Annotated in this window: 20 protein-coding genes; 9 read left to right on the top strand and 11 right to left on the bottom strand. The window is 70.4% G+C overall.

Translation table 11 applies throughout. From position 1 onward, the window contains the following. Positions 1-61: 61 nt before the first annotated feature. The 3 genes from OG524_RS27865 to OG524_RS27855 form a co-directional block, all read right to left on the bottom strand. Positions 62-901, bottom strand: a complete 840-nt coding sequence (locus OG524_RS27865) for a pectate lyase (protein WP_405387974.1) — start codon at positions 899-901, stop codon at positions 62-64. A gap of 287 nt (positions 902-1,188) precedes the next feature. Next, positions 1,189-2,013, bottom strand: coding sequence for a hypothetical protein (locus tag OG524_RS27860; protein WP_405811861.1), 825 nt, complete (start codon positions 2,011-2,013; stop codon positions 1,189-1,191). Further along, positions 2,010-2,558 (bottom strand): SigE family RNA polymerase sigma factor, encoded by a 549-nt coding sequence (locus OG524_RS27855; protein WP_405393060.1) that lies wholly within the window; start codon positions 2,556-2,558, stop codon positions 2,010-2,012. Before OG524_RS27855 ends, OG524_RS27860 begins: the two co-directional genes overlap by 4 nt. A gap of 221 nt (positions 2,559-2,779) precedes the next feature. On the opposite strand from OG524_RS27855, the gene OG524_RS27850 reads away from it, so the two are divergent. After that, positions 2,780-4,711: a rhamnogalacturonan lyase gene (locus OG524_RS27850; protein WP_405387976.1), complete on the top strand. Its 1,932-nt coding sequence runs from the start codon at positions 2,780-2,782 to the stop codon at positions 4,709-4,711. Positions 4,712-4,867: 156 nt separating this feature from the next. Next, entirely contained in the window at positions 4,868-5,020 is a 153-nt protein-coding gene (locus OG524_RS27845; RefSeq protein ID WP_405393415.1) for a hypothetical protein, read from the top strand. A 172-nt stretch (positions 5,021-5,192) separates the two neighbouring features. Here the strand turns inward: OG524_RS27845 and OG524_RS27840 are convergent, their stop codons facing one another. Further along, positions 5,193-6,686, bottom strand: coding sequence for a long-chain-fatty-acid--CoA ligase (locus OG524_RS27840; protein ID WP_405387977.1), 1,494 nt, complete (start codon positions 6,684-6,686; stop codon positions 5,193-5,195). Then, positions 6,683-7,744: a TauD/TfdA family dioxygenase gene (locus tag OG524_RS27835; protein WP_405811860.1), complete on the bottom strand. Its 1,062-nt coding sequence runs from the start codon at positions 7,742-7,744 to the stop codon at positions 6,683-6,685. The genes OG524_RS27840 and OG524_RS27835 overlap by 4 nt, the downstream gene beginning before the upstream one ends. Positions 7,745-7,911: 167 nt before the next feature. On the opposite strand from OG524_RS27835, the gene OG524_RS27830 reads away from it, so the two are divergent. From OG524_RS27830 to OG524_RS27800, 7 genes are all read left to right on the top strand, one after another. Beyond that, positions 7,912-8,934: an AraC family transcriptional regulator ligand-binding domain-containing protein gene (locus OG524_RS27830; RefSeq protein WP_405387979.1), complete on the top strand. Its 1,023-nt coding sequence runs from the start codon at positions 7,912-7,914 to the stop codon at positions 8,932-8,934. 338 nt (positions 8,935-9,272) lie between these two features. Continuing rightward, positions 9,273-10,325, top strand: coding sequence for a 3-keto-5-aminohexanoate cleavage protein (locus OG524_RS27825; protein WP_405387980.1), 1,053 nt, complete (start codon positions 9,273-9,275; stop codon positions 10,323-10,325). A gap of 127 nt (positions 10,326-10,452) precedes the next feature. Continuing rightward, positions 10,453-11,427: a quinone oxidoreductase family protein gene (locus tag OG524_RS27820; protein ID WP_405811859.1), complete on the top strand. Its 975-nt coding sequence runs from the start codon at positions 10,453-10,455 to the stop codon at positions 11,425-11,427. Between the two features lie 49 nt (positions 11,428-11,476). Then, a complete protein-coding gene (locus tag OG524_RS27815; RefSeq protein ID WP_405387982.1) occupies positions 11,477-12,391 on the top strand; it encodes a TauD/TfdA dioxygenase family protein in 915 nt (304 codons plus the stop codon). Positions 12,392-12,497: 106 nt separating this feature from the next. Continuing rightward, a complete protein-coding gene (locus OG524_RS27810) occupies positions 12,498-13,781 on the top strand; it encodes an MFS transporter (RefSeq protein ID WP_405387983.1) in 1,284 nt (427 codons plus the stop codon). After that, positions 13,778-14,356, top strand: a complete 579-nt coding sequence (locus tag OG524_RS27805; RefSeq protein ID WP_405811858.1) for an RBBP9/YdeN family alpha/beta hydrolase — start codon at positions 13,778-13,780, stop codon at positions 14,354-14,356. Before OG524_RS27810 ends, OG524_RS27805 begins: the two co-directional genes overlap by 4 nt. 40 nt (positions 14,357-14,396) lie before the next feature. Continuing rightward, entirely contained in the window at positions 14,397-16,385 is a 1,989-nt protein-coding gene (locus OG524_RS27800; protein WP_405387985.1) for an acetoacetate--CoA ligase, read from the top strand. A 132-nt stretch (positions 16,386-16,517) separates the two neighbouring features. Here OG524_RS27800 and OG524_RS27795 read toward each other — a convergent pair whose 3' ends face one another. The 6 genes from OG524_RS27795 to OG524_RS27770 all read right to left on the bottom strand — a co-directional run bounded on the left by OG524_RS27795 (position 16,518) and on the right by OG524_RS27770 (position 21,130). Next, entirely contained in the window at positions 16,518-16,937 is a 420-nt protein-coding gene (locus OG524_RS27795; protein ID WP_405387986.1) for a cupin domain-containing protein, read from the bottom strand. Between the two features lie 52 nt (positions 16,938-16,989). Then, on the bottom strand, positions 16,990-17,967 hold the full coding sequence (locus tag OG524_RS27790; protein ID WP_405811857.1) for an aldo/keto reductase: 978 nt from the start codon (positions 17,965-17,967) through the stop codon (positions 16,990-16,992). A 70-nt stretch (positions 17,968-18,037) separates the two neighbouring features. Beyond that, entirely contained in the window at positions 18,038-18,877 is an 840-nt protein-coding gene (locus OG524_RS27785) for an SDR family oxidoreductase (protein WP_405811856.1), read from the bottom strand. Continuing rightward, positions 18,874-19,674, bottom strand: a complete 801-nt coding sequence (locus OG524_RS27780) for a carboxymuconolactone decarboxylase family protein (RefSeq protein ID WP_405811855.1) — start codon at positions 19,672-19,674, stop codon at positions 18,874-18,876. Before OG524_RS27780 ends, OG524_RS27785 begins: the two co-directional genes overlap by 4 nt. Then, positions 19,671-20,708, bottom strand: coding sequence for an alcohol dehydrogenase catalytic domain-containing protein (locus OG524_RS27775; RefSeq protein WP_405811854.1), 1,038 nt, complete (start codon positions 20,706-20,708; stop codon positions 19,671-19,673). The genes OG524_RS27780 and OG524_RS27775 overlap by 4 nt, the downstream gene beginning before the upstream one ends. Positions 20,709-20,758: 50 nt before the next feature. Further along, positions 20,759-21,130, bottom strand: coding sequence for a DUF2255 family protein (locus tag OG524_RS27770; RefSeq protein WP_405387991.1), 372 nt, complete (start codon positions 21,128-21,130; stop codon positions 20,759-20,761). Positions 21,131-21,154 lie beyond the last annotated feature (24 nt).

Raw genomic sequence — 21,154 nt, 5'->3', positions numbered from 1 at the left:
GCCGCGCGCACAGCGACGCCCCCGCCGGGTCAGGCCGGCGGGGGCGCGCGTGTCGTTGCGGTTACTGGTACGTGATGTCGGAGGCCGTGAAGCGGCAGTACGTGCCGTCGGGGCCCGTGCCCGTCTTCGGCGGCTCGGCACCCGTGTTGTTGCCGGTGAACCGGTCACAGGTGGAGATCTTCTTGCCGCTGTCGCCGTGGATGCGGATGTTGCGCAGCGCCGCGGTGTCGCCGTAGTTGGTGTTGATGCCGACGAGCGACTTGCCGGGAGCGGTGATGTCGACGTCGTTCACGATGATCGTCCGCTTGTACTGCGTCGAGCAGTTGCCGCAGGAGCGGACCAGCTTGCCGAACTCCGACACCTGGAACTTCGTGATGACGAGCTTGCCGGCCCCGTTGAACTGGAAGACCTTGTCGGAGGCCTTCCGGGCGCCGCCGCCGTACACCGTGTACACGGAGCTCGCGGACTTGCCCTTGAAGGTCGCGGCGTCCTCGCCGACGTCCTCCCACCAGACGTTCTGCAGCGTGCAGCTGCCCGCGCAGTGGATGCCGTCCGCGGCGGGCGAGCCGATGACGACGTTCTTCAGGACGGCGCCGTCCTTCAGCTTGAATATGGGGTCCTGGCCCTCTTCCTGGCCGTCGCCGCCCAGCTCTCCGCTGCCGTAGAAGCGCTTGAGACCGCCGTCGTACGTGCCCGACACCTCGATGCTGGCGGACACCGCCTGCTTGCCCTTGGGAGTGGGCCAGGCAGCGGCGGCACCGGCCGGCGACAGCATGACGTTGGTGACGACGGCGGCGCCGGTGAGTCCGACCGCGGCGGTCAGCGCGCCGATGGCGCGGCGCCGCGTCAGGCGCCGCTTGCGGCCCTTGCGCAGTTCGGAGCGTCCACTGAGTTGACTCATGTGTTCCATTCCTCGGGGTGTGGAGGTGACCTTTCATTCACTGGTCGCCGCCGCCCGGCCCGGGGGTTGCCGCGGAATCGGAGAACTCCTGACGCAGGTCCCGGAGCCTCGGAGGCTGTCGGGTGACCTCGGATCGGAAAGCGGACGCGGTCCGGTGCGTGCGGTTCCGGTGCGTGCGGTTCCACGGCGGAGGAGGGGGGCGACGCGGAACGCCGCCGACCGACGACAACGCGGGAAGCGTGCGTGCCAGGGCGTGGCCGCCGGGTCAGAGGTCACCCGACACCCCCTCAGTCCGAGGACGGTGCGAAGTCGCCCCGCCAGTCGTCCTGTTCCCCCGGGGACCCTGAGGTGCCTGCCTGGACGGTGTACACATCGCCATAGGCGTTCCGCTGCCCCTGGGCGTGGTCGTACTGCCCCGCGAAGACGTGCGCGCCGACGGGGACGGTCCGGCCCGCCCTCAGGGTCCACCGGTAGACGAGGAAGCCGTCGTCCTCGGACACCGAGGCGTCGAAGTCCTCCGCGGGCAACGAGCGCCAGCTGCCGGTGTCCGCGACTTCGGCGGTCAGCGCGACGCGCAGTTCGACGGTGAGGGAGGCCAGTGGTTTCCTCGCCTTGACGGTGACGTTGCTCTGCGCCCAGTGGATGCTGCTGCCCGGGTCGATGGAGCCGTCGGCCCACAGCAGGTCCGCCGCCGTCGGACTCTCCGAAGGCTCGCTCCTCGACGCGTCGGACGGGCGCTTCGTGTGCGGAGTCCCGGTCGGCCGGGGTGCGGCCGTGGTGGGTGACGCGGACGTGCGGAGCGGTACCGGGGCCGACGACGGGGCGGCGGGTGTGTCCATGGGGGCGGAAGTCGTCACCACGCTCTGCGGATTCGGGGCCTCCTCGTTCACGGAGGAGGCGACCGCGTACCCGGCGACGGCGAAGACACCGGCCACGGACGCCGTCGCGCTCACGACGCGCAGCCAGGACATCGCCGGCCCGGGGGGCCGGTGCGCGGCAGCCGCCTCGTGACCGCCCATGCCCCGCTCCACGCGGGCCCGCATACGCTCCCGGTCGGGTCTGTGCGTATGCGCGGCGCCGCGCAGCCGGCGCCGCAGTTCGTCGTCCTTCATGCCGTCCTCCCTCCCGGGGCCGCGGTCCGTACCCGTTCCACTCCGGGAAGCGGCGTCAACTGACGCTGCAGTTCGGCCATTCCCTTCGACGTCTGGCTCTTCACCGTACCCACCGAGACCCCCAGGGCGAGGGCCGTGTCCTTCTCGGAGAGATCGAACGCGTGCCGCAGCACCACGCAGGCGCGCTTGCGGAACGGCAGTCTGCCCAGCGCCTCCCGGACGTCGATCACGCCGGACACGTCCGGGCCGTCCGTCACCTCGCTCTGGCTCGACCAGAACAGCGTGACCCGTCTTCGCTCGCGCACCGCGCTGCGGATACGGCTGCGCGCCATGTTGGCCACCACTCCACGGGCGTACGCGACCGGATACTCGGCGGCGCGCATCCGGTCCCAGCGCCGCCAGAGCGCGAGGAGGGCGTCCGCCGCGAGGTCGTCCGCCCCGGCCGCGTCGCCGGTCAGCAAGTGGGCGAGGCGTGAGAGTTCGGCGAAGTGCGCTTCGAAGAAGGCATCGAACTCCCTCGTCGCGTCATCCACGGCCGCACACATGGGCACCTCGCTCACCGACCCGAAACTGCGTTGTTCAGAATTTCGTACATCATCTGGAATGTCGAACGCCGAACGATAGAGGCGTACACACCGCAGGTCAAACGGCCGACGGTGGCCCGGATTTCCGCCGGCTCGGACTCCGTGCGGGCGGCAACCTTCCTGGCAGCGGCGGCGACCAGGATACGTATCGGTCCCTCCACGACGATGACGACGAGGTCACTATGCCCCGATCCATCCATGCTTCCCACCGTCGCCGCCGCGGCCGCATGTTCGCGGGAGGGGTGCTCGCCACCACGCTCACCGTGACCGCGGGTGTGCTGGCGGCCGGCCAGTCGGCGGGTGCGGCGGAGGAGGTCTCCGCACCCGCCAACAAGGCCACTGCGGCACTGGCCGCCGCACGCGTGGCCGAGAAGCTGGATCGCGGCCTGGTCGCCGTGCCCGCGAGCGGTGGCGTGCTGGTCACCTGGCGGATGCTCGGCAGCGACGCGGAGAGTGTCTCCTTCAAGCTGTACCGCGGTTCGACACTGATCACGGAGACCGGCAAGACCAACTTTCTTGACACAGGCGGCAGTTCCACCTCCGCGTACGAGGTCCGCGCCCTGGTGAACGGCGTCGAGCAGCCCGGCGAGAAGGCGGGGGTCTGGGCCTCGGGCCGTCTCGACATCCCCCTCGACAAGCCTGCGGGCGGAACCACGCGCGACGGCGTCGCCTACACCTACGCCGCCAACGACGCCTCCACCGCGGACCTGGACGGCGACGGCGCCTACGAACTGGTGCTGAAGTGGGTGCCGTCCAATGCCACCGACGTGGCCAACTCCGGCACGTGCACCGGGCCGACTCTCTACGACGCGTACGAGCTGAGCGGCAAGCGGCTGTGGCGCGTCAACCTCGGGACGAATGTGCGCAGCGGCTCGCACTACGACTCGTTCCAGGTGTACGACTACGACGGCGACGGCAGGGCCGAGGTGGCCGCGCGCACCTCGGACGGCTCCAGGGACTCCGCGGGCACCGTCATCGGCGACGCGTCGGCCTCGCACCTCGCGGCCAACTGCGCGGTGCTGAGCGGCCCCGAGTATCTGTCCGTCTTCAACGGGCAGACCGGCAGGGTGATGGACTCCGTGCCCTTCGAGCCCGCTCGAGGCGCCGTCTCGGACTGGGGCGACACCTGGGGCAACCGGGAAGGGCGGCTGCTCTCCGCGACCGCGTACCTCAACGGTTCCTCGCCCAGCATGATCTTCAGCCGGGGCATCTACGAGCGCATCGCGGTCGCCGCGTACGACTGGAACGGCACCGACCTGAGCCGCCGCTGGAAGTTCGACACCAACAGCTCCACCAACTACGGCAAGGGCTTCGACCAGCAGGGCAACCACAACCTCGCGGTCGCCGACGTGGACGCGGACGGCAAGGACGAGATCGTCTACGGCGCCATGGCCGTCGACGACAACGGGAGCGGGCTGTGGACCACCAAGCTCGGGCACGGCGACGCCGTGCACGTGGGTGACCTGAACCCGTCCCGGCCCGGCCTCGAATCCTTCAACGTGCACGAGCACACCGACTCCGCCTACGGCTACGAGATGCATGACGCGAGGACCGGCCAGATCCTGTGGGGCACCAAGACCGGCACGGACGTCGGGCGGGGCATCTGCGCGGACCTGACCCGCACTCACGCCGGTGCCGAGTGCTGGTCGAGCGGCGGCGGGCTCTACGCGGCCAACGGTACGAAGATCAGCGACGCGGTCCCGACGTTCGGCGGCGGGGCCTCGTACAACTCCGCCATCTGGTGGGACGGCGACGCCAACCGTGAGCTCCTGGACCACCGCTGGTCGGGCACGGCGGGTGTCGGCTACGCCCAGGTGCTGAAGTACACCGGCTCCACCGAACTGACCCGTATCTGGTACGACCAGGACGCCAAGTCCAACAACTGGACCAAGGGCAGCCCCGCCCTCTCCGCCGACCTCCTCGGCGACTGGCGCGAGGAAATGCTCTGGCGCAACACGGACTCCACGGCACTGCGGCTGTACACCACCCCGCACCCCACCGAGTTCCGGCTGCCCACACTGATGAGTGACCCCGTGTACCGGCTCGGGATCGCCTGGCAGAACACCGGATACAACCAGCCGCCGCAGGTCAGCTACTACCTCGGCACGAAGTAGCGGACACCCTCTCCCCCTCACCGCCCCCTTCGGATGGAAGTGGTGCCCGGACAGTGGCGCGTACCCGGTGGATGTGCGCCGGGGGCCAGTGGCTCGTTGAGATGGTGAGCCCGTAGGGACCACCGTCCGGGCACCGCCCGTCAGAAGGACAGCGCAGTGACCGCCACAGCCGGCCGGAGTCCGGACCGCGCGTCCGGGCACCGGCCGGTGAGGGGGCGGGCGAAGCCGCCCGCCGCCCCGCTGCCGCAGCGGGACGGCATCGATCCCGTGCGCCTCCGGCTGCCGACCGGGGTCGGCCGGGCGTCATGACGTGCCCCCTCCCTCGACCCGCCCCCGGGAACGGCGTACTCCCCCGTCCACGGCGTGGCCGAACCGCGTACGGGACCGGGATCGCCGGGAGGACGGCGGCAGGCCCACCGGACCGCCCCTCGTCGTCCCAGCCCGCACGCCGGGGTGCCGCTACAGCGCGTCGGCGCGTGATTCACCGATCGGTGACCACGATCTCGCGCTTGAGGATCTTGCCGGTGGGGCCCTTGGGGAGCTCGGCCGTGAAGGTGACGATCCGGGGGTACTTGTATGCCGCGACCCGGTCCTTGACGTGGTCGCGGATCTCCTCGGCCGTGGCACTCGCACCGGACCGGAGTGTGATCACCGCTGCGATCTCCTCGCCGTGGACCGGGTGCGGCACGCCGACCACCGCGGCTTCGGCGACGGCCGGGTGCTCGTACAGCACCTCCTCGATCTCACGCGGGTAGACGTTGTAGCCGCCGCGGATGATCAGGTCCTTCTTGCGGTCGACGATGAAGTAGAAGCCGTCCTCGTCGACACGGGCCAGATCACCGCTGTGGAACCATCCCTCGCGAACGGCTTCCGCCGTGGCCTCGGGACGGTTCCAGTAGCCGGTCATGAGGTTCTCGCCGCGGATCGCGATCTCACCGACCTCGCCCGGGGGCACCGCCCCGCCGTCCTCGGCGACGAGCTGCATCTCGACTCCGCGGATGGGCTGCCCGATCGAGCCCGCCTTGCGCGGGCGGTCGGGGTGGTTGAAGGCGGCGACCGGTGAGGTCTCGGAGAGCCCGTATCCCTCCAGCACCGTGGCGCCGAAGCGCCGCTCGAAGCCGTGCAGCACCTCGACCGGAAGCGAGGCGCCGCCCGAGACGGCCAGGCGCAGCCAGTGGGTGTCGAAGCCTTCGGGCAGCGGGGCGTGGAGCAGCGCCGCGTACATCGTCGGCACGCCGAGGAACACGGTGACCCCGTCGCGGGCCATGATCTCCAGGGCGCGCTGCGGCTCGAACCGCGGCAGGAGGGTCAGTGTGGCGCCGGCGGCGACGGCCGTGTTCAGCGCACAGGTCTGGCCGAAGGCGTGGAAGAGCGGCAGACCGCCGAAGAGCACGTCGCCGGGTCCGACCTGGAGCAGTGTCTCGGCCGCGGTGGCGGTGTTGGTGGCCAGGTTCCGGTGGGACAGCTCGGCCCCCTTCGGTGTACCGGTCGTGCCCGAGGTGTAGAGGATGAGGGCCGGATCGTCATCGGTACGGCTGACGATGCCGGGCATCGGTTCGTGAGCCCGCAGCACGTCGTCGAAGGCCGAGGGCTCGGTCACCACACATGCCGTTCCGGTCTCGGCGGCGGCCTTCTCGACCTCGTCCGCGAACAGGGGGAACACCAGCGCGATCCGTGCCCCGCAGTCGCGCAGGGCGAAGGCCACCTCGCGGGCCTTGAGGAGCGGATTCATCGGCACGACCACGCCGCCCACCCGCAGGATGCCGTAGTAGACGACCGGGAACAGCGGCACGTTGGGCATGGTCAGCGCGACGCGGTCGCCGGGCCGGACGCCGCGGTCGCGCAGGAGGGCGGCGACTCTGGCGCTCGCTTCGTCCAGTTCGGCGTAGGTGAGGGTGCTGTCGTCGTGGCGCACGGCGATGCGATCACCCTGGGCCGCGGCGGAGTCCACCAGGAATGTGGCGAGGTTGGTCATGGCTGTCTCCTTGGGTTCGTCTCGTCCTGCGACGCGGCATTCCGGGGGCGGATCACATCGCGAGGGGTGACCCCGCCGCGAGCGTCCTCGGTACGGGGGCGGTGCGGCAGGGCCAGCCAGAGCCGCAGCAGGTGGCGCTTGAGTGCGGGCTGGGCGTGGTCCTCGAACTCCGCTCGCGCGTGCATGACCGTCCGGGTGTTGACCAGCAGCAGGTCGCCGACCTGAAGGTCGATGTCGAGCCGGAACTCCGGGGAGCCCGCCACGTCGTCGATGAGGTCGAACAGCTCCAGGTCCGCCCGCTCCAGCCGGGGCACCTGGGGGAAACGCTGGGCGGACTCCAGGTAGCAGCGGTGGTAGCGCATGCTCGGTGCCCCTTCCGGCCGGGCCACGAGCGGGACGGCCGCGTACGGCGTCTCCCCGGGAGCGTGCTCCTCCCGGCGGTCGAAGAAGTAGGTGCGGTACAGGCGCCCGGCCAGATCGGGGCGCAGGTCCAGCACCGCGTTGTGCACCGCCGCCGAGCTGACCAGGGAGGTGAGCCCTCCCGTGCGGGGCGCCCGCAGCGGAAGCAGCGCGAGCAGATCGGTCCTGTCGGTGTGGAACGGCAGCGCCGCCCGGGTCTGGTAGCCGCGTGTCGCCGGATCGGTCAGGCTGCGGCCGGTGTCCCGGACGTGGCCGAGCATGTGCCCGTCCGCGTTCTGCGGGACCGGACGCCCCAGGTGCTGGCCGAGGCCCCAGAAGACGGTGCTCGCGGCCGGCTCGCCCAGCCGTTCGACCGGGAGGCCCTTCACGATCGCGAACCCGCGTCCGTGCTCCAGTGTCCTGGCGATGCGCTCCAGCTCACCGGCGAGCACGGGGAGCGGGAAGTCGGCCGCTGTCAGCTTCAGCAGTGTGAGGTCGCGCCTGCGCGCCTCCCCCAGGGCGGAGTCGATCTCGGCGAGGTGGCGCGGCGAGAGCCGCAGGATCCACTCCTCGCGGTTCACCAGATCTCCGCCTCGCCACACCGAGGGGCCCGAACAGGGCGCGTCCAGCGCCTTGCCTGTGTCCGTCGTACCGGTCATGTGCGCCTCCGTACCGTCGCCCGTCCACCGGCCCCAGGGGGGTGCCGCATCGAGCCGGGCGGCCGGTGAACGGACGCCATGCTAGGTCGCGCGTTCACACCATACTTGTCCTGGCGTGACATCTGACTTACCTTTTCGGGACACCTGGACAGCCTCGGAGGGTACGTATGAAGCCCCTGGTCCGTACCGCAGCCCTCAGCGGCTATGTCGAACTGTGCCGCGCACTGGGCATCGACCCGCAGCCTCTGATGAAGCGCGCGGGCCTGGACACCGCCGCCCTCGCGGTCCAGGACCGATGGATCTCCGGGGCGGCCGCGGTCCAGGTGCTGGAGCTGTCGGCAGTCGCCTCGGGGCACGAGGACTTCGGCGTGCTGATGGCCGATTTCCGGCGCCTCTCCAACCTCGGCCCCGTCAGCCTGGTCGTACGCGAGGAACCTGACGTACGGAGCGCACTGAGACTGCTGATCCGCCATCAGCACATGTACAACGAGATCCTGAACGCCCAGCTGTCCGAAGGCGACGGGCTGGCCACGTTGAGGGTCGACCTGCGGCTCGGCGAGGTGACGGAGAGCAGGCAGGCCACGGACCTGGTCGTCGCCGCCTTCCACCAGATCCTGCGCGGCTTCCTTCACCCGCGGTGGCAGCCGCTGTCCGTCTGGTTCAGGCACCCCGCACCGGTGGACACCTCGACGCACCGACGCACGTTCGGCGAGTCGGTGGAGTTCGATCGCGAGTTCGACGGCATAGTCTTCTACGCCGCCGACCTCGATGCGCCCAACGCGATGGCGGACCCGCTGCTGCGGGAGTACGCACACCAGTACTTCGAGGCGATCGCGGTCCCCAGGGACACCACCACCGCGGACCGGGTACGGGAGCTGATCGAGGTCCTCCTGCCGAGCGGGCGCTGCTCGATCGAGCAGGTCGCGCGCAGCCTGGGCGTCGACCGGCGCACCGTCCACCGGCATCTGGCCGATTCGGGCGAGACGTTCTCCTCGCTCCTCAACGCCACCCGCACGCATCTCGCCGAGCAGTTCGTCGCGAATCCGCGGCGTTCCCTGACGGAGATCTCCGACCTTCTCGGTTTCTCGTCGCTGAGCGCCTTCTCGCGCTGGTTCCGCGAACAGTTCGGGTGCAGCCCGAGGGCGTGGCGCAGCGGCGGGAACCGGCAGCAGCTCCCCGGCCAGGACTGATCCCACGGGCGGCACGTGCCCGGCCGGTCGCGTCGGCTCACGCAGCGTGACGCACGGGCGATGTCCCCAAATGACAAGTTATCCGTCCCCGCGGGTCAAGCGAGCGCGGGTGTTCGCCCCTACGTTTGCAGCACCGCAGAGACGCGGTCGGCCGCCGGAGAAGAGCCGTACCACCCCCCGTGCACGTCCCCTCCGGAACGGTCGAACGTACCCGGGCCGCCCTGCGCCCGCTGTCCCCCGGTGACCCGCATCGATCCTCGCCGGACATCTCATGCCCCGGCATCGCACGCGGCGATGCTCCCGGCGAATGATCACCGACCGCACGAAGGAGACGGACCGTGCACTTCCACGACGACTCACTTTTCCCGGAGAACCAGGAAAAACTGGTGATCCAGGCCGCCCCCTACGGGCCGGAGTGGCTGCCCGGGGACGCCGACGACCTTCCCCTGACGATGGACGAGCACGTCCAGGCGGCCGTCGACTGCTACAACGCCGGCGCCACCGTGCTCCACATCCACGTACGCGAGCTCGACGGCAAGGGCTCCAAGCGGATGTCCAAGTTCAACGAGCTCATGGGCCGGCTGCGCGAGGCCGTGCCGGACATGGTGCTGCAGGTCGGCGGCTCGATCTCCTTCGCCCCCGAGGGTGAGGGCGGTGAGGCGAAGTGGCTGAGCTACGACACCCGCCACATGCTGGCCGACCTGGACCCCGCGCCGGACCAGGTGACGATCGCGATCAACACCAGCCAGATGAACATCGTCGAGATCATGAACGACGACGATCTGGAGGGCACGTCGATCGCGAAGCCCGATTACTACAAGGCGTACCGCGACATGGTCGTCGAAGCGGGCCCCGACTTCTACCTGGAGCACCTCAAGCGTCTGGCCGCGAGCGGCATCCAGCCGCACTTCCAGCTCGCCACCCTGGCCCAGCTCGAAACCGTCGAGCGGCTCATCCGGGCCGGTATCCACACGGGCCCGCTGATCCTCAACTACGTGGCGATCGGCGGCGGTTTCGCCGGCCGCCACCCGGCCGACCTCATCGAGTTCGTCCGTCGCGCCCCCGACGGCGCCGTCCTGACCATCGAGAGCTCCATGCGCGCCGTGGCACCCATGAACGCGATCGGCATCGCGCTCGGCGTCCACGTCCGGGTGGGCAACGAGGACAACCTGTGGCGGCGCAAGGGCGAGCGCATGTCCAGCGTCGAGCAGGTCGAGCAGATGGTGCAGATCTCCGAGGCGCTCGGCCGTGACATCGCGACCGGCGCGGAGGCCAGGAAGATCTACCAGCTCGGCGAGACCTACTCGGGCGCCGACGAGACGCTGGCCCGCCTCGGCATGGTGCCGAACCGCCGTCCCGGTCAGCGCGGCTTCATGCTGCGCGACGTCTGATCACGGCACGGGACCACCGCGCCGAGCCGCGCACCCGCGCGAACCCACAGGGCCGTCGGGGTCACGTCCCCGGTCACCGACGGCCCTGTTCTCTCTCCTCACCTCCCACGAACAACGGAGCACGTCCATGGCGCACGCCATTCGCTTCAAGGAGACCGGCGGTCCCGAGGTCCTGCGCCGGGAAGAGGTCGTCGTCGGCGACCCCGGCCCGGGCGAGGTACGGATCCGGCACGAAGCCGTCGGACTCAACTTCGCCGACACCTACTTCCGCAGCGGCCTGTATCCGGCGCCGCTGCCCGCCGGGCTGGGTGTCGAGGCCGCGGGTGTGGTCGAGGCGGTGGGCGAGGGCGTCACCCGCGTCACCGAGGGCGACCGGGTCACGTACACCGGCAGCCCGCTCGGCGCCTACAGCACGGAACGGGTCATGCCCGCCGACTCCCTGATCCGGCTGCCGGACGGCATCGGCTTCGAGACCGCCGCCGCGATGACCATGCGCGGCCTCACCTCCGCGTACCTGCTGCGCAGGATCCACCCGCTGAAGGCCGGCGACACGATCCTGCTGACCGCGGCCGCGGGCGGCGTCGGCCTCATCGTCTGCCAGTGGGCCAAACTGCTCGGGCTGACCGTCATCGGCACCGTCTCCACGGAGGAGAAGGCCGAGCTCGCCCGCGCCCACGGCTGCGACCACGTCATCCACTACCGGCGCGAGAACGTGGCCGAGCGGGTGCGCGAACTGACCGACGGCGCCGGGGTCCCGGTCGCCTTCGACAGCGTCGGCAGGACCACCTACGCCGCCTCCCTCGCCTCGCTCCGGCGCCGCGGTCTGCTGGTCTGCTTCGGTACGGCCTCCGGGCCGGTCCCGCCCATCGACGCCATGCAGCTTGCCGTCAGCGGCTCCCTCTTCGTCACCCGGCCGGCGCTCGCCGACTACATCGCCGACCCCGTGGAGCGGGCCGAGCTGGCGGGGGAACTCTTCGACCACGTGGCCTCCGGACGCATCGCCATCGAGATCAACCAGCGCTACGCGCTCGAGGAAGCCGAACAGGCGCACCGCGAGCTGGAGGCGGGACGGACCACGGGATCGTCCGTCTTCGTCCTCTGAACCCCTGGCGGCTCACGCGGCACCACCACTCTCTAGAGGAGGAAGCACCATGGAAAAGACTCTCACCCAGCAGGGGGGCGCGCCCGCGTCGGTGCGCGCCCACTCCCTCGGCTCGATCAAGGCCGAGCCACTGACCTGCACCATCGGCGCCGAACTCTCCGGCGTGAACCTCGGCGACGCCTCCCGCGACGACGAACTGTTCGCCGAGATCAGGGCCCTGCTCCTGCAGTACAAGGTGCTGTTCCTGCGGGACCAGGACATCACGCGCGCAGAACACGTCGCCTTCGCCGAGCGCTTCGGCCCGCTGGAGGACCACCCGGTCGCCGGCAGCGACCCCGACCACCCCGGCCTCGTGCGGATCTACAAGGACCTGGACAGCGCGCCGGAGCACTACGAGAACGCGTTGCACACCGACGGCACCTGGCGTGAGAAGCCGTCCATGGGCGCCGTGCTGCGCTGCGTCGAGACGCCTCCGGTGGGCGGGGACACGATCTGGGTCAACATGGCCGAGGCCCACCGCCGGCTCCCGGAGCACATCAGGACCCAGATCCAGGGGCTGCGGGCCAGGCACAGCATCGAGGCCACCTTCGGTGCCGTCATGCCGCAGGAGAAGCGTCAGGCGCTCAAGGCACAGTTCCCCGACGCGGAGCACCCGGTGGTGCGCACCCACCCCGAGACCGGCGAACAGATCCTCTTCGTCAACGCCTTCACGACGCACTTCGTCAACTACCACACGCCCGAGAACGTGCGCTTCGGGCAGGACTACGCCCCCGGCGCGGGCCTCCTCCTGAACTACCTGATCAGCCAGGCCGCAGTCCCCGAGTACCAGGTGCGCTGGCGCTGGACGCCGAACAGCGTCGCCATCTGGGACAACCGCTCCACCCAGCACTACGCCGTCCAGGACTACTGGCCCGCCGTCCGCCGGATGGAGCGCGCCGGAATCGTCGGCGACGGACCGTTCTGACCCTTCCCTATCCTTTTCCCGAGCAGTCGAGGTGATGACAATGGGGTTTCTCACCACTGCGGAATCCGCCCCGGGCAGAACCGGTTCCGGTTCCTCGGAGTGGCCCGTGTCCCGGCGCTACGCCTGGGTCGTCTTTGCACTGAGTTTCGGACTTCTGCTCTCGGACTACATGTCCCGGCAGGTCCTCAACGCCGTCTTCCCGATGCTGAAGGCCGACTGGCTGCTCTCGGACGCCCGCCTGGGCTCCCTCAGCGGCGTCGTGGCCCTGATGGTCGGTCTGCTCACCGTTCCGCTCTCGCTGCTGGCCGACCGATGGGGCAGGGTGAGATCCCTGGTCATCGCGGCGACCTTGTGGAGCCTGGCGACCCTGGGCTGTGCGGTGGCGGCGAGCTACGGCCAGATGTTCATCGGCCGGCTCCTCGTCGGCGTCGGTGAGGCCGCGTACGGCAGTGTCGGCATCGCCGTCGTCCTGAGCGTCTTCCCGCGCGCCCTACGGGCGACCCTCTCCGGGGCCTTCATCGCCGGCGGAGCCTTCGGCTCGGTCCTGGGCATGTCCATCGGCGGCGCCGTGGCGCAGGCGTACGGCTGGCGCTGGGCGTTCGCCGCGATGGGCGTCTTCGGCCTGGTGCTCGCGGGCGTCTACGCCGTCGTGGTCACGGAGAAGCGGCTGGCCCCGAGGCAGGATCCGCCCGAGGGCAAGAACGGCACCGACCCACGGACCCCTCTGCGCGTGCTCCTCCCACGGCTGTTCTCCTCCGTCTCGGTGATCAGCGCCTACATCGGCAGCGGTCTCCAGCTGTTCATCGCAGGCACCCTGATCGCCTGGCTGCCCAGCTACTTCAACCGCTACTACGACATGCCGACCGCGAAGGCCGGTGCGACCGCCGGACTCTTTGCCCTCGTGATCGGAATCGGCATGGTCGCCGGCGGAATCGCCTCGGACCGGATCAGCCGGCGCGCCCCGATCCGTAAGTGGGCCGTCGCCATCAGCTGCAGTGTGGGCTCCCTCGTCCTGCTGATGACCGCCTTCCGCATGCCGACCGGCCCGGCACAGCTGGTGGTACTGGGGCTGGGAGCCCTGCTGTGCGCCGGAACGGCCGGGCCGGGTGCCGCCATGGTGGCGAACCTGACCCCCGCGGCCATCGCCGCGACGGCGTTCGCCACGCTCACGCTGGCCCAGAGCCTGCTCGGACTGGCCCCCGGCCCCGCCGTCACCGGCGCGCTCGCGGACCGGCTCGGTCTGCTCGGCGCACTCCAGCTCGTCCCGCTCGTGGCGATCGCGGCCACCGGCGCCTTCCTGGTCGGCCGCCGCCACTACGACCGTGATCTGCGCCGTCTGACCGGGCTCGGCCCGGTGGCGGAGCCCAAGGAATCGGAGACCTCCCCATGAGCCGTACCACCGAGCCGGTGGTCGTGATCGTCCCCGGTCTGCGCGACCACGTCGAGGAACACTGGCAGACCCTGCTGGCGACCCGGCTCACCCAGGCGGGCCGCACGGTCCGTACCGTCCCCCCGCTGACGCGGGACCAGCTCAGCCGCGAGGCCCGCGTGGCCGCGCTGGACGAGGTGGTGGCGGAGATCGAGGGACCGGTGGTGCTGGTCGCCCACAGCGCCGGTGTGATCACCACCGTCCACTGGTCCCAGGAGCACGCGGCCCCGGTGCGGGGGGCGCTGCTGGTGACGCCGCCCGACTTCGAGAAGCCGCTGCCGGAGGGTTACCCCACTCCCGAGGTGCTCGACAAGAACGGCTGGACACCCGTGCCCCGCTCGCCGCTGCCCTTCCCCAGCATCGTCGCGGCCAGCTCGAACGACCCTCTGGGCACCGTCGAACGCGTCGCCGAGCTGGCCCGGAACTGGGGCGGGCGCCTCGTGGAACTCGGCGAGGTCGGCCACCTCAATCCCGCCTCCGGCCATGGCCCGTGGCCGCGCGCCGAAGAACTGCTCCGCGAGCTCGAACAGAGCTGATCCACCGCACAGCCCCCGCTCAGCCCCGCGAAAGGCAACGATGAACACCGACACCGACCTGCTGTGGTCTCCCGGTCGCCGCGAGTTGGAGGACTCCAACGTCGTGTGCTTCATGGAATGGGTGAGCGAGGTGCGGGGGCTGCGCTTCTCCGACTACTCCGAGCTGTGGCGGTGGAGCTCCACCGACCTGCCCGGCTTCTGGTCGGCGGTCTGGGAGTTCTACGGGCTGGATGCGGTCACCCGGTACGACGAGGTGCTGGGTGATGCGTCGATGCCGGGCGCCGTCTGGTTTCCCGGCGCCCGGCTGAACTTCGCCGAGCGGTGCTTCGCCCGGGCCACGGACGCCCGCCCGGCGCTGATCAGCGTGGCCGAGGGCGGCACGCCCGTGGAGACCTCGTGGCAGGAACTGCGCCGCCAGGTCGCGGACGTCGCGGCTGCCCTGCGCCGCATGGGCGTGGGGCCCGGCGACTGTGTGGCCGCGTACCTTCCGAACCTCCCGCAGACCGTCGTCGCCCTGCTGGCCACGGCCGCCGTCGGCGCCGTGTGGACGGCGTGCTCCCCGGACTTCGGCACCCCCAGCGTGCTCGCCCGGCTGCGGCAGGCGCAGCCGACCGTCCTCGTGGCCGCGGACGGATACCGCTACGGCGGCAAGACCTACGACAGACGCCCCGAGATCGCCGAGCTCGCGGACGGACTGCCCACCCTGCGTCACGTCCTCGCGGTCGACAACGTCTTCCCCACCCCGGCCGAGCCATGGCCGACGCGGCACGGGATCGAACAGCACGCCTGGTCCGCGCTGCCGGCCGCCGCGTCGCCACTGGAATTCGCCGACGTGCCCTTCGACCACCCCTTGTGGATCCTGTGGTCGTCCGGGACGACCGGGATACCCAAGGGGATCGTTCAAGGTCACGGTGGCATCGTGGTCGAGCTGCTCAAGGCACTGGGCCTGGGCGCGGATCTGCGCGCCGACGACCGCTACCTCTTCCTCACGTCCACGAGCTGGATGGTCTGGAACTTCCTGGTCGGTGGCCTGTTGCACGGCACCACGATCATCCTGTACGACGGCAGCCCCACCTTTCCGGACATCAACGGGGCCTGGCGGATCGCCGAACAGACCGGCGCCACCATGGTCGGCGTGGGCGCGGCCTACCTCGCCGCCGTGGAGAAGTCGGACACGCGTCCCGCGGCCGAGCTCGGTCTCGAGCGACTGCGTTCCGTACTCCAGACCGGATCGTCCCTGGCCCCCAGCACCTGGCGGTGGGTCCACGACCGGCTCCCGCCGAGCGTCTGGCTGCAGTCGATCTGTGGCGGTACCGACATCTGCTCGGTTCTCGCAGGCGGTTCCCCCCTGCTGCCCGTACGCGTGGGCCGGATCCAGTGCCCCGCGCTCGGCGTCGCACTGGCCTCCTGGGATCCCGGCGGGCACCCCCTGACAGGTGAACAGGGCGAGCTGGTGGTGACCGCGCCGCTGCCGTCCATGCCCCTCCACTTCGTCGGCGACCCCGACGGCGCCCGCTACCGGGCCAGCTATTTCGACACCTACCCAGGGATCTGGCGGCACGGCGACTGGGTCACCGTCGACGCGGACCTGTCGGTCGTCGTCGCCGGCCGCTCCGACTCCACCCTCAACCGCATGGGCATACGGATGGGCTCCGCCGACATCTACGCCGTCGTCGAGCAGCTCCCCGAAGTCGCCGACAGTCTCGTCATCGGCGTGGAACAGCCCGACGGTGGCTACTTCATGCCCCTGTTCGTCGTGACCGCTGACGGCATCGCACTGAACGACGGACTGCGCGAGCGGATAGCCGCAGCCATCAGGCAACGGCTGTCCCCGCGCCACGTGCCCGACGTGATCGTCCCGGTCCCCGCCGTCCCGCGCACGCTCACCGGCAAGAAGCTCGAAGTACCCGTCAAGCGCATTCTGCAGGGCTCCCCTGTCTCCGACGTCAGCAGCGAAGGATCGGTGACCCACCCCGAGATGCTCGCCTGGTTCGCGGACTTCGCAGCCCGTTCGGCACCGGACAGGTGACCCGCCCACAACGATCTGCCCGGGCCCCGGCTGGGGCACACGGATCTGGCGGGCGGTCCAGTCGGGGCCGACGCCGCCGAACAGGGCAGTCATCGTCTCGGGCGTGAGCTGCTCCCCCTTCGTGTGCGAGCGTCAGCGTGCGCGGGTGCGAGGGGCGTTGTACTGCTCGTCGGTGACATGTTCCAGCCAGGTGGTCTCGGGCCGGTCGTCATCGGGGGCGGTGGCGTCCCACAGGGCGAGGTGCTGCATGAAGTTGTCCTCGGTGGCCCCGTGCCAGTGCTCCTCGCCGGGCGGGCAGGTCACCGTCTCGCCGGGGTGGGCCTCGAAGACGACCCCGTCGCGGGTGCCGACCAGGGCGACACCGGAGACGACGTGCAGGGTCTGGCCGATGGCGTGGTGATGCCAGGCGGTGCGGGCGCCAGGGGCGAAGCGCACCATGTTGGCGCGCAGGCGGGAGGGTTCCTGACCGGCGTGGATGACGTCGAACCAGACGTCCCCGTTGAACCAGTCCTCAGGGCCCTTGCCGGTGGGCTGCGGCTTGACGAACTCCACGGGATGCTCCTTGCTTTCGTACTGGGCGGTGTGGCGGGGAAGGAGAGGCAGGTCAGCGTTCCAGCATGGCCAGGCCCGCTTCGGTGTGGGTGTCGCCGGCGGCCGGGGGGAGGCTGGAGAGCTTGGACAGCACCTCGTCGCTGAGCTGGATGCTGTCCGCGGCGGTGTTCTCCTCGACGCGGGCGACACGCTTGGTGCCGGGGATGGGGGCGATGTCGTCGCCCTGGGCCAGCAGCCAGGCGATGGCGACCTGCGCCGGTGTGGCGCCGACCTGGGCGGCGATGGCCTGGACTGCGTCGGCGAGGGCCAGGTTGCGCTGGAAGTTCTCGCCGGTGAAGCGCGGGTTGCCGCGCCGGAAGTCGCCCTCCTCGAAGTCGTTCTCATTGCGGACGGTGCCGGTGAGGAAGCCGTGCCCGAGCGGGGAGAACGGCACCAGGCCGATACCCAGTTCCCGCAGCACAGGCAGGACGCGGTCCTCGATCCCGCGGGTCCACAGCGAGTACTCGGACTGGACGGCGGTGACGGGGTGCACGGTGTGGGCGCGGCGGATGGTGTCGGGACCGGCCTCGGACAGTCCGAAGTGGCGGACCTTGCCCTCGGTGATCAGTTCGGCGACGGCTCCGGCGGTCTCCTCGATGGGGGTGTTCGGGTCGACGCGGTGCTGGTAGTACAGGTCGATGTGGTCGGTTCCCAGCCGCTTCAGCGATCCTTCGACCGAGGTGCGGATGTTGGCGGGGGTGGAGTTGAGGTTCCAGGCGCCGGCGCCGCCGTGGTCGATCATGCCGAACTTGGTGGCGAGGACGACTTGGTCGCGGCGGCCCTTGAGGGCCTGGCCGAGGAGGTTCTCGTTGGTGTAGGGGCCGTAGATCTCGGCGGTGTCGATGAGGGTGACGCCGAGGTCGACGGCCCGGTGGATGGTGCGGATGGATTCGGCGTCATCGCTTCCGGCGCCGGTGAGACCGTGGGACATGCCCATCGCGCCCAGACCGATCCGGGAAACCTCCAGGTCACCCAGCTTGACGTGCTTCATAGCCGTTCCTCTCCTGACAGGTTGAACGCGGGTGATCGGCGCGACCGAGCGCGTGAGTGGGGGCGGGGAGCTATTCCCCGGCGGGGAAATCGGTGGAGGCCGCCAGGTCGCGCTGGGCCTCGAAGTCCTCGATCCGCTTGCGCAGCACCCCGAGGGTGGAGTCCAGTGCCTGGGAGCCGAGCATCATCCGCAGCGGGGCCGGCTCGGTGTCGGCGGACTCGATGATGGCCGCGGCCATGCGCTGGGGGTCGCCGGGGGCGAGGCCGTTGGCGGGGTCGAGCATGACCTTGAAGGCGTGTGCGGGGTTGCCCTCGTAGGCGTCGATCGGGTCGGCGACCTGGGCGCTGCCATAGCGGAACTCGGTACGCGCCCCGCCGGGCTCGACGATCGTCACACCGATGCCGAACGGGGCGACTTCCTGGGCGACCGCCTCGGCGAACCCCTCGATGCCCCACTTGGCAGCGTGGTACATGGAGTTGCCGGGGAAGGCGACCTGTCCGCCGTAGGTGGACATCTGCACAATGCGTCCGCCGCCCTGGGCGCGCAGGTGCGGCAGGGCCGCGCGGATCAGGGTGATGGAGCCGGTGAGGTTGGTGGCGATGATGTGATCGACCTGGGCATCGGTGATCTCCTCGGCGGCGCCGAACAGACCGTAGCCCGCGTTGGAGACGATCACGTCGACACGGCCGGCGGCGAACGCCGCGTCCACCGTCTTGCGCACGGCGGCGGTGTCGGTGACGTCGAGGATCTCCGGCCGGAAGATGTCGGGGTACTGCTCACGCAGGTCAGCGACCTTGTCCAGGTTGCGGACGGTGCCGATGACCGTGTCGCCGCGTTCCAGGAGCCGGGTGGTCAGGGCGTGGCCGAAGCCTCTGCTGACGCCGGTGATGAGCCAGGTACGGGTGGTCATGCGTTGCCCTTCTTCGTGGTCGGGGCGGTGTCGGCCGGCGCGTTGGCGTCGAGGGCGGCCAGGGCGTTGAGGGTGCGGGGGTAGCCGATGAACGGCAGCAGGCCGGTCAGGACGGCGAGGAGGGTGGCGCGGGTGTTGCCGACGTTGAGGTTCGCGGCGACGTGTCCCTTGACCTGGGCGTCGGCGCCGCCGAGCGCGGCGAGCATCGCGAAGGTGAGCAGTTCCCGGGTGGGGACGTCGATGCCGGTGCGGGTGTAGTGGTCGCCGAAGCAGTTGCCGCTCAGGAACCGCTGGATGTGCTGCTCGTCCTCGGGGGCGTTCGCGTACATGGCGTCCACGGCCTTCTCGCCGACGATCTGCTTCTGGACCGCCAGGCCCTGCTCCATCCGGGTGCCCGGACCGGTGGTGGACTGGCCTTCCAGGGGCAGTGCGATGCCGCGGTCGGTGAGCACCTGATTGGTGGCGTGCAGGAAGTCGAAGACGCGGGCCATACCGGCGTACGGCACGGCCTGGTAGACGATCTCCTTCGCCTGCACCGGGGTGACGCCGATGGTGAGGGCGGCGCCGAGCATCACCTGGTATTCGGCGAGGGCGCCGGCGGCGATCATCGCGGCGAGCTGCGTCATCAGCCGGGTTCGCTCCGGCAGCTTCTGCGTGTGCTGCAGGGCCTCGTCGAAGGCGAAGTTGTCGAAGTACTCGATCAGTTCCGGATCGGTGACCGCGAGGGTGGAGACGTGGCCGGGGAAGAGCCGCTCGTGCGCGGCGGTGGCGGCGGGGTTGGGCTTGCGTGCGGTCACGGGCGGACCACGACCTTGAGGTTGGTGCGGTCGTCCATGGCCTTGTACGCGTCCGCGACCTGGTCCAGGGAGACCTCGGCGTCGAACACCCGGCCCGGGTCGATCCGGCCGGCGAACACGTCGGCGATCGCGGGCTCCAGGTAGGCGCGCACCGGGGCGGGCCCGCCGGTCAGACCGGCGTTCTTCCCGAACAGCGACCCGAAGCCGACCGGGGCCTCCTCGTACTGCGGGACACCGACGCGGGAGATGATCCCGCCGGGCCGCACGACGCCGTACGCCTGCTCGTAGGCGGGCATCAGCCCGACCGCCTCCAGCACGACGTGGGAGCCTGCGCCGCCGGTCAGGTCCATCACCTTGGCGATGCCTTCCTCGCCGCGCTCGGCGACGACGTCGGTGGCGCCCCACTCCTTGCCGAGGTCGGTGCGGGAGGTGTGCCGGCCCATGAGGATGATCTTCTCCGCGCCCATCCGGCGCGAAGCCAGCACGGCGGACAGGCCCACCGCGCCGTCGCCGATCACGGTGACGGTCTTGCCGGGCTCGACCCGGCCCATGTGGGCGGCGTGGTAGCCGGTGAGGTACACATCGCTCAGAGCGAGCAGCGACGGCAGCAGGGCCTTGTCCACATCCGTGGGCAGCTTCACCAGTGTGCCGTCGGCCTGGGGGACGCGGATGGCCTCGGCCTGCGCTCCGCCGACGCCTCCGGCGCCGTACCAGCCGCCGTGCGGGCAGGCGGTGTGGAAGCCGTCCCGGCAGATCGGACAGGTGTTGTCGGCGAACGCGAACGGGGAGACGACGAAGTCACCGCGCTTGAGTCCGCGCACGTCGGAGCCGGTCTCCTCGACGATGCCGAGGAACTCGTGCCCCATCGGTACGCCCTCGTCGGTCTTGTCCATCGAGTGGTAGGGGTGCAGGTCGGAGCCGCAGACACAGGCGAGGGTGATCCGGACGATCGCGTCGGTGGGGTCGACGATCTTCGGGTTGGGGACGTTCTCGACCCGGACGTCGCCGGGGCCGTACATGAAGGTGGCACGCATGGAAGATCTTGCCTTTCGTAACTGTGGGTAGCTGACTGCCGACGGGCTGATCAGCGTGGTTCGAGGCGCAGGGTGGAGGCGCGGGACCGGTCGGTGAGGACGTGCTCGACGATGCTTGTGCAGTGCCCGTACTTCTGCCGGTAGGCGGCGTCCACACCCGGGTACTCGTCGGGGTCGGTCGGGTGGAAGGTGACGCCCTGGCGGACGCCGCCGGCGTCGATACGGCCCTGGTGGCGGGACTGCGTGCCCCGGTACCAGGGACCGTCGGTGCCCTTGACCGAGCGGACGTACAGATGGTCTCCGGCGCGGACCACCCACATCGTCACCGGTTCGCGCAGGGTGCCGTTCGCCCGTTCGGATGCCAGGTCCAGCTCCTCGGCCGCAGCGATCTTCTCCAGATCCGTACCGTTCCAGTCCGTCATCGTCAGTCCCTTCCGCTGTGCAGG

This window comes from Streptomyces sp. NBC_01520, assembly GCF_045040375.1.
Lineage (GTDB): Bacteria > Actinomycetota > Actinomycetes > Streptomycetales > Streptomycetaceae > Streptomyces.
This window is presented reverse-complemented; position numbering and strand designations above follow the sequence as displayed.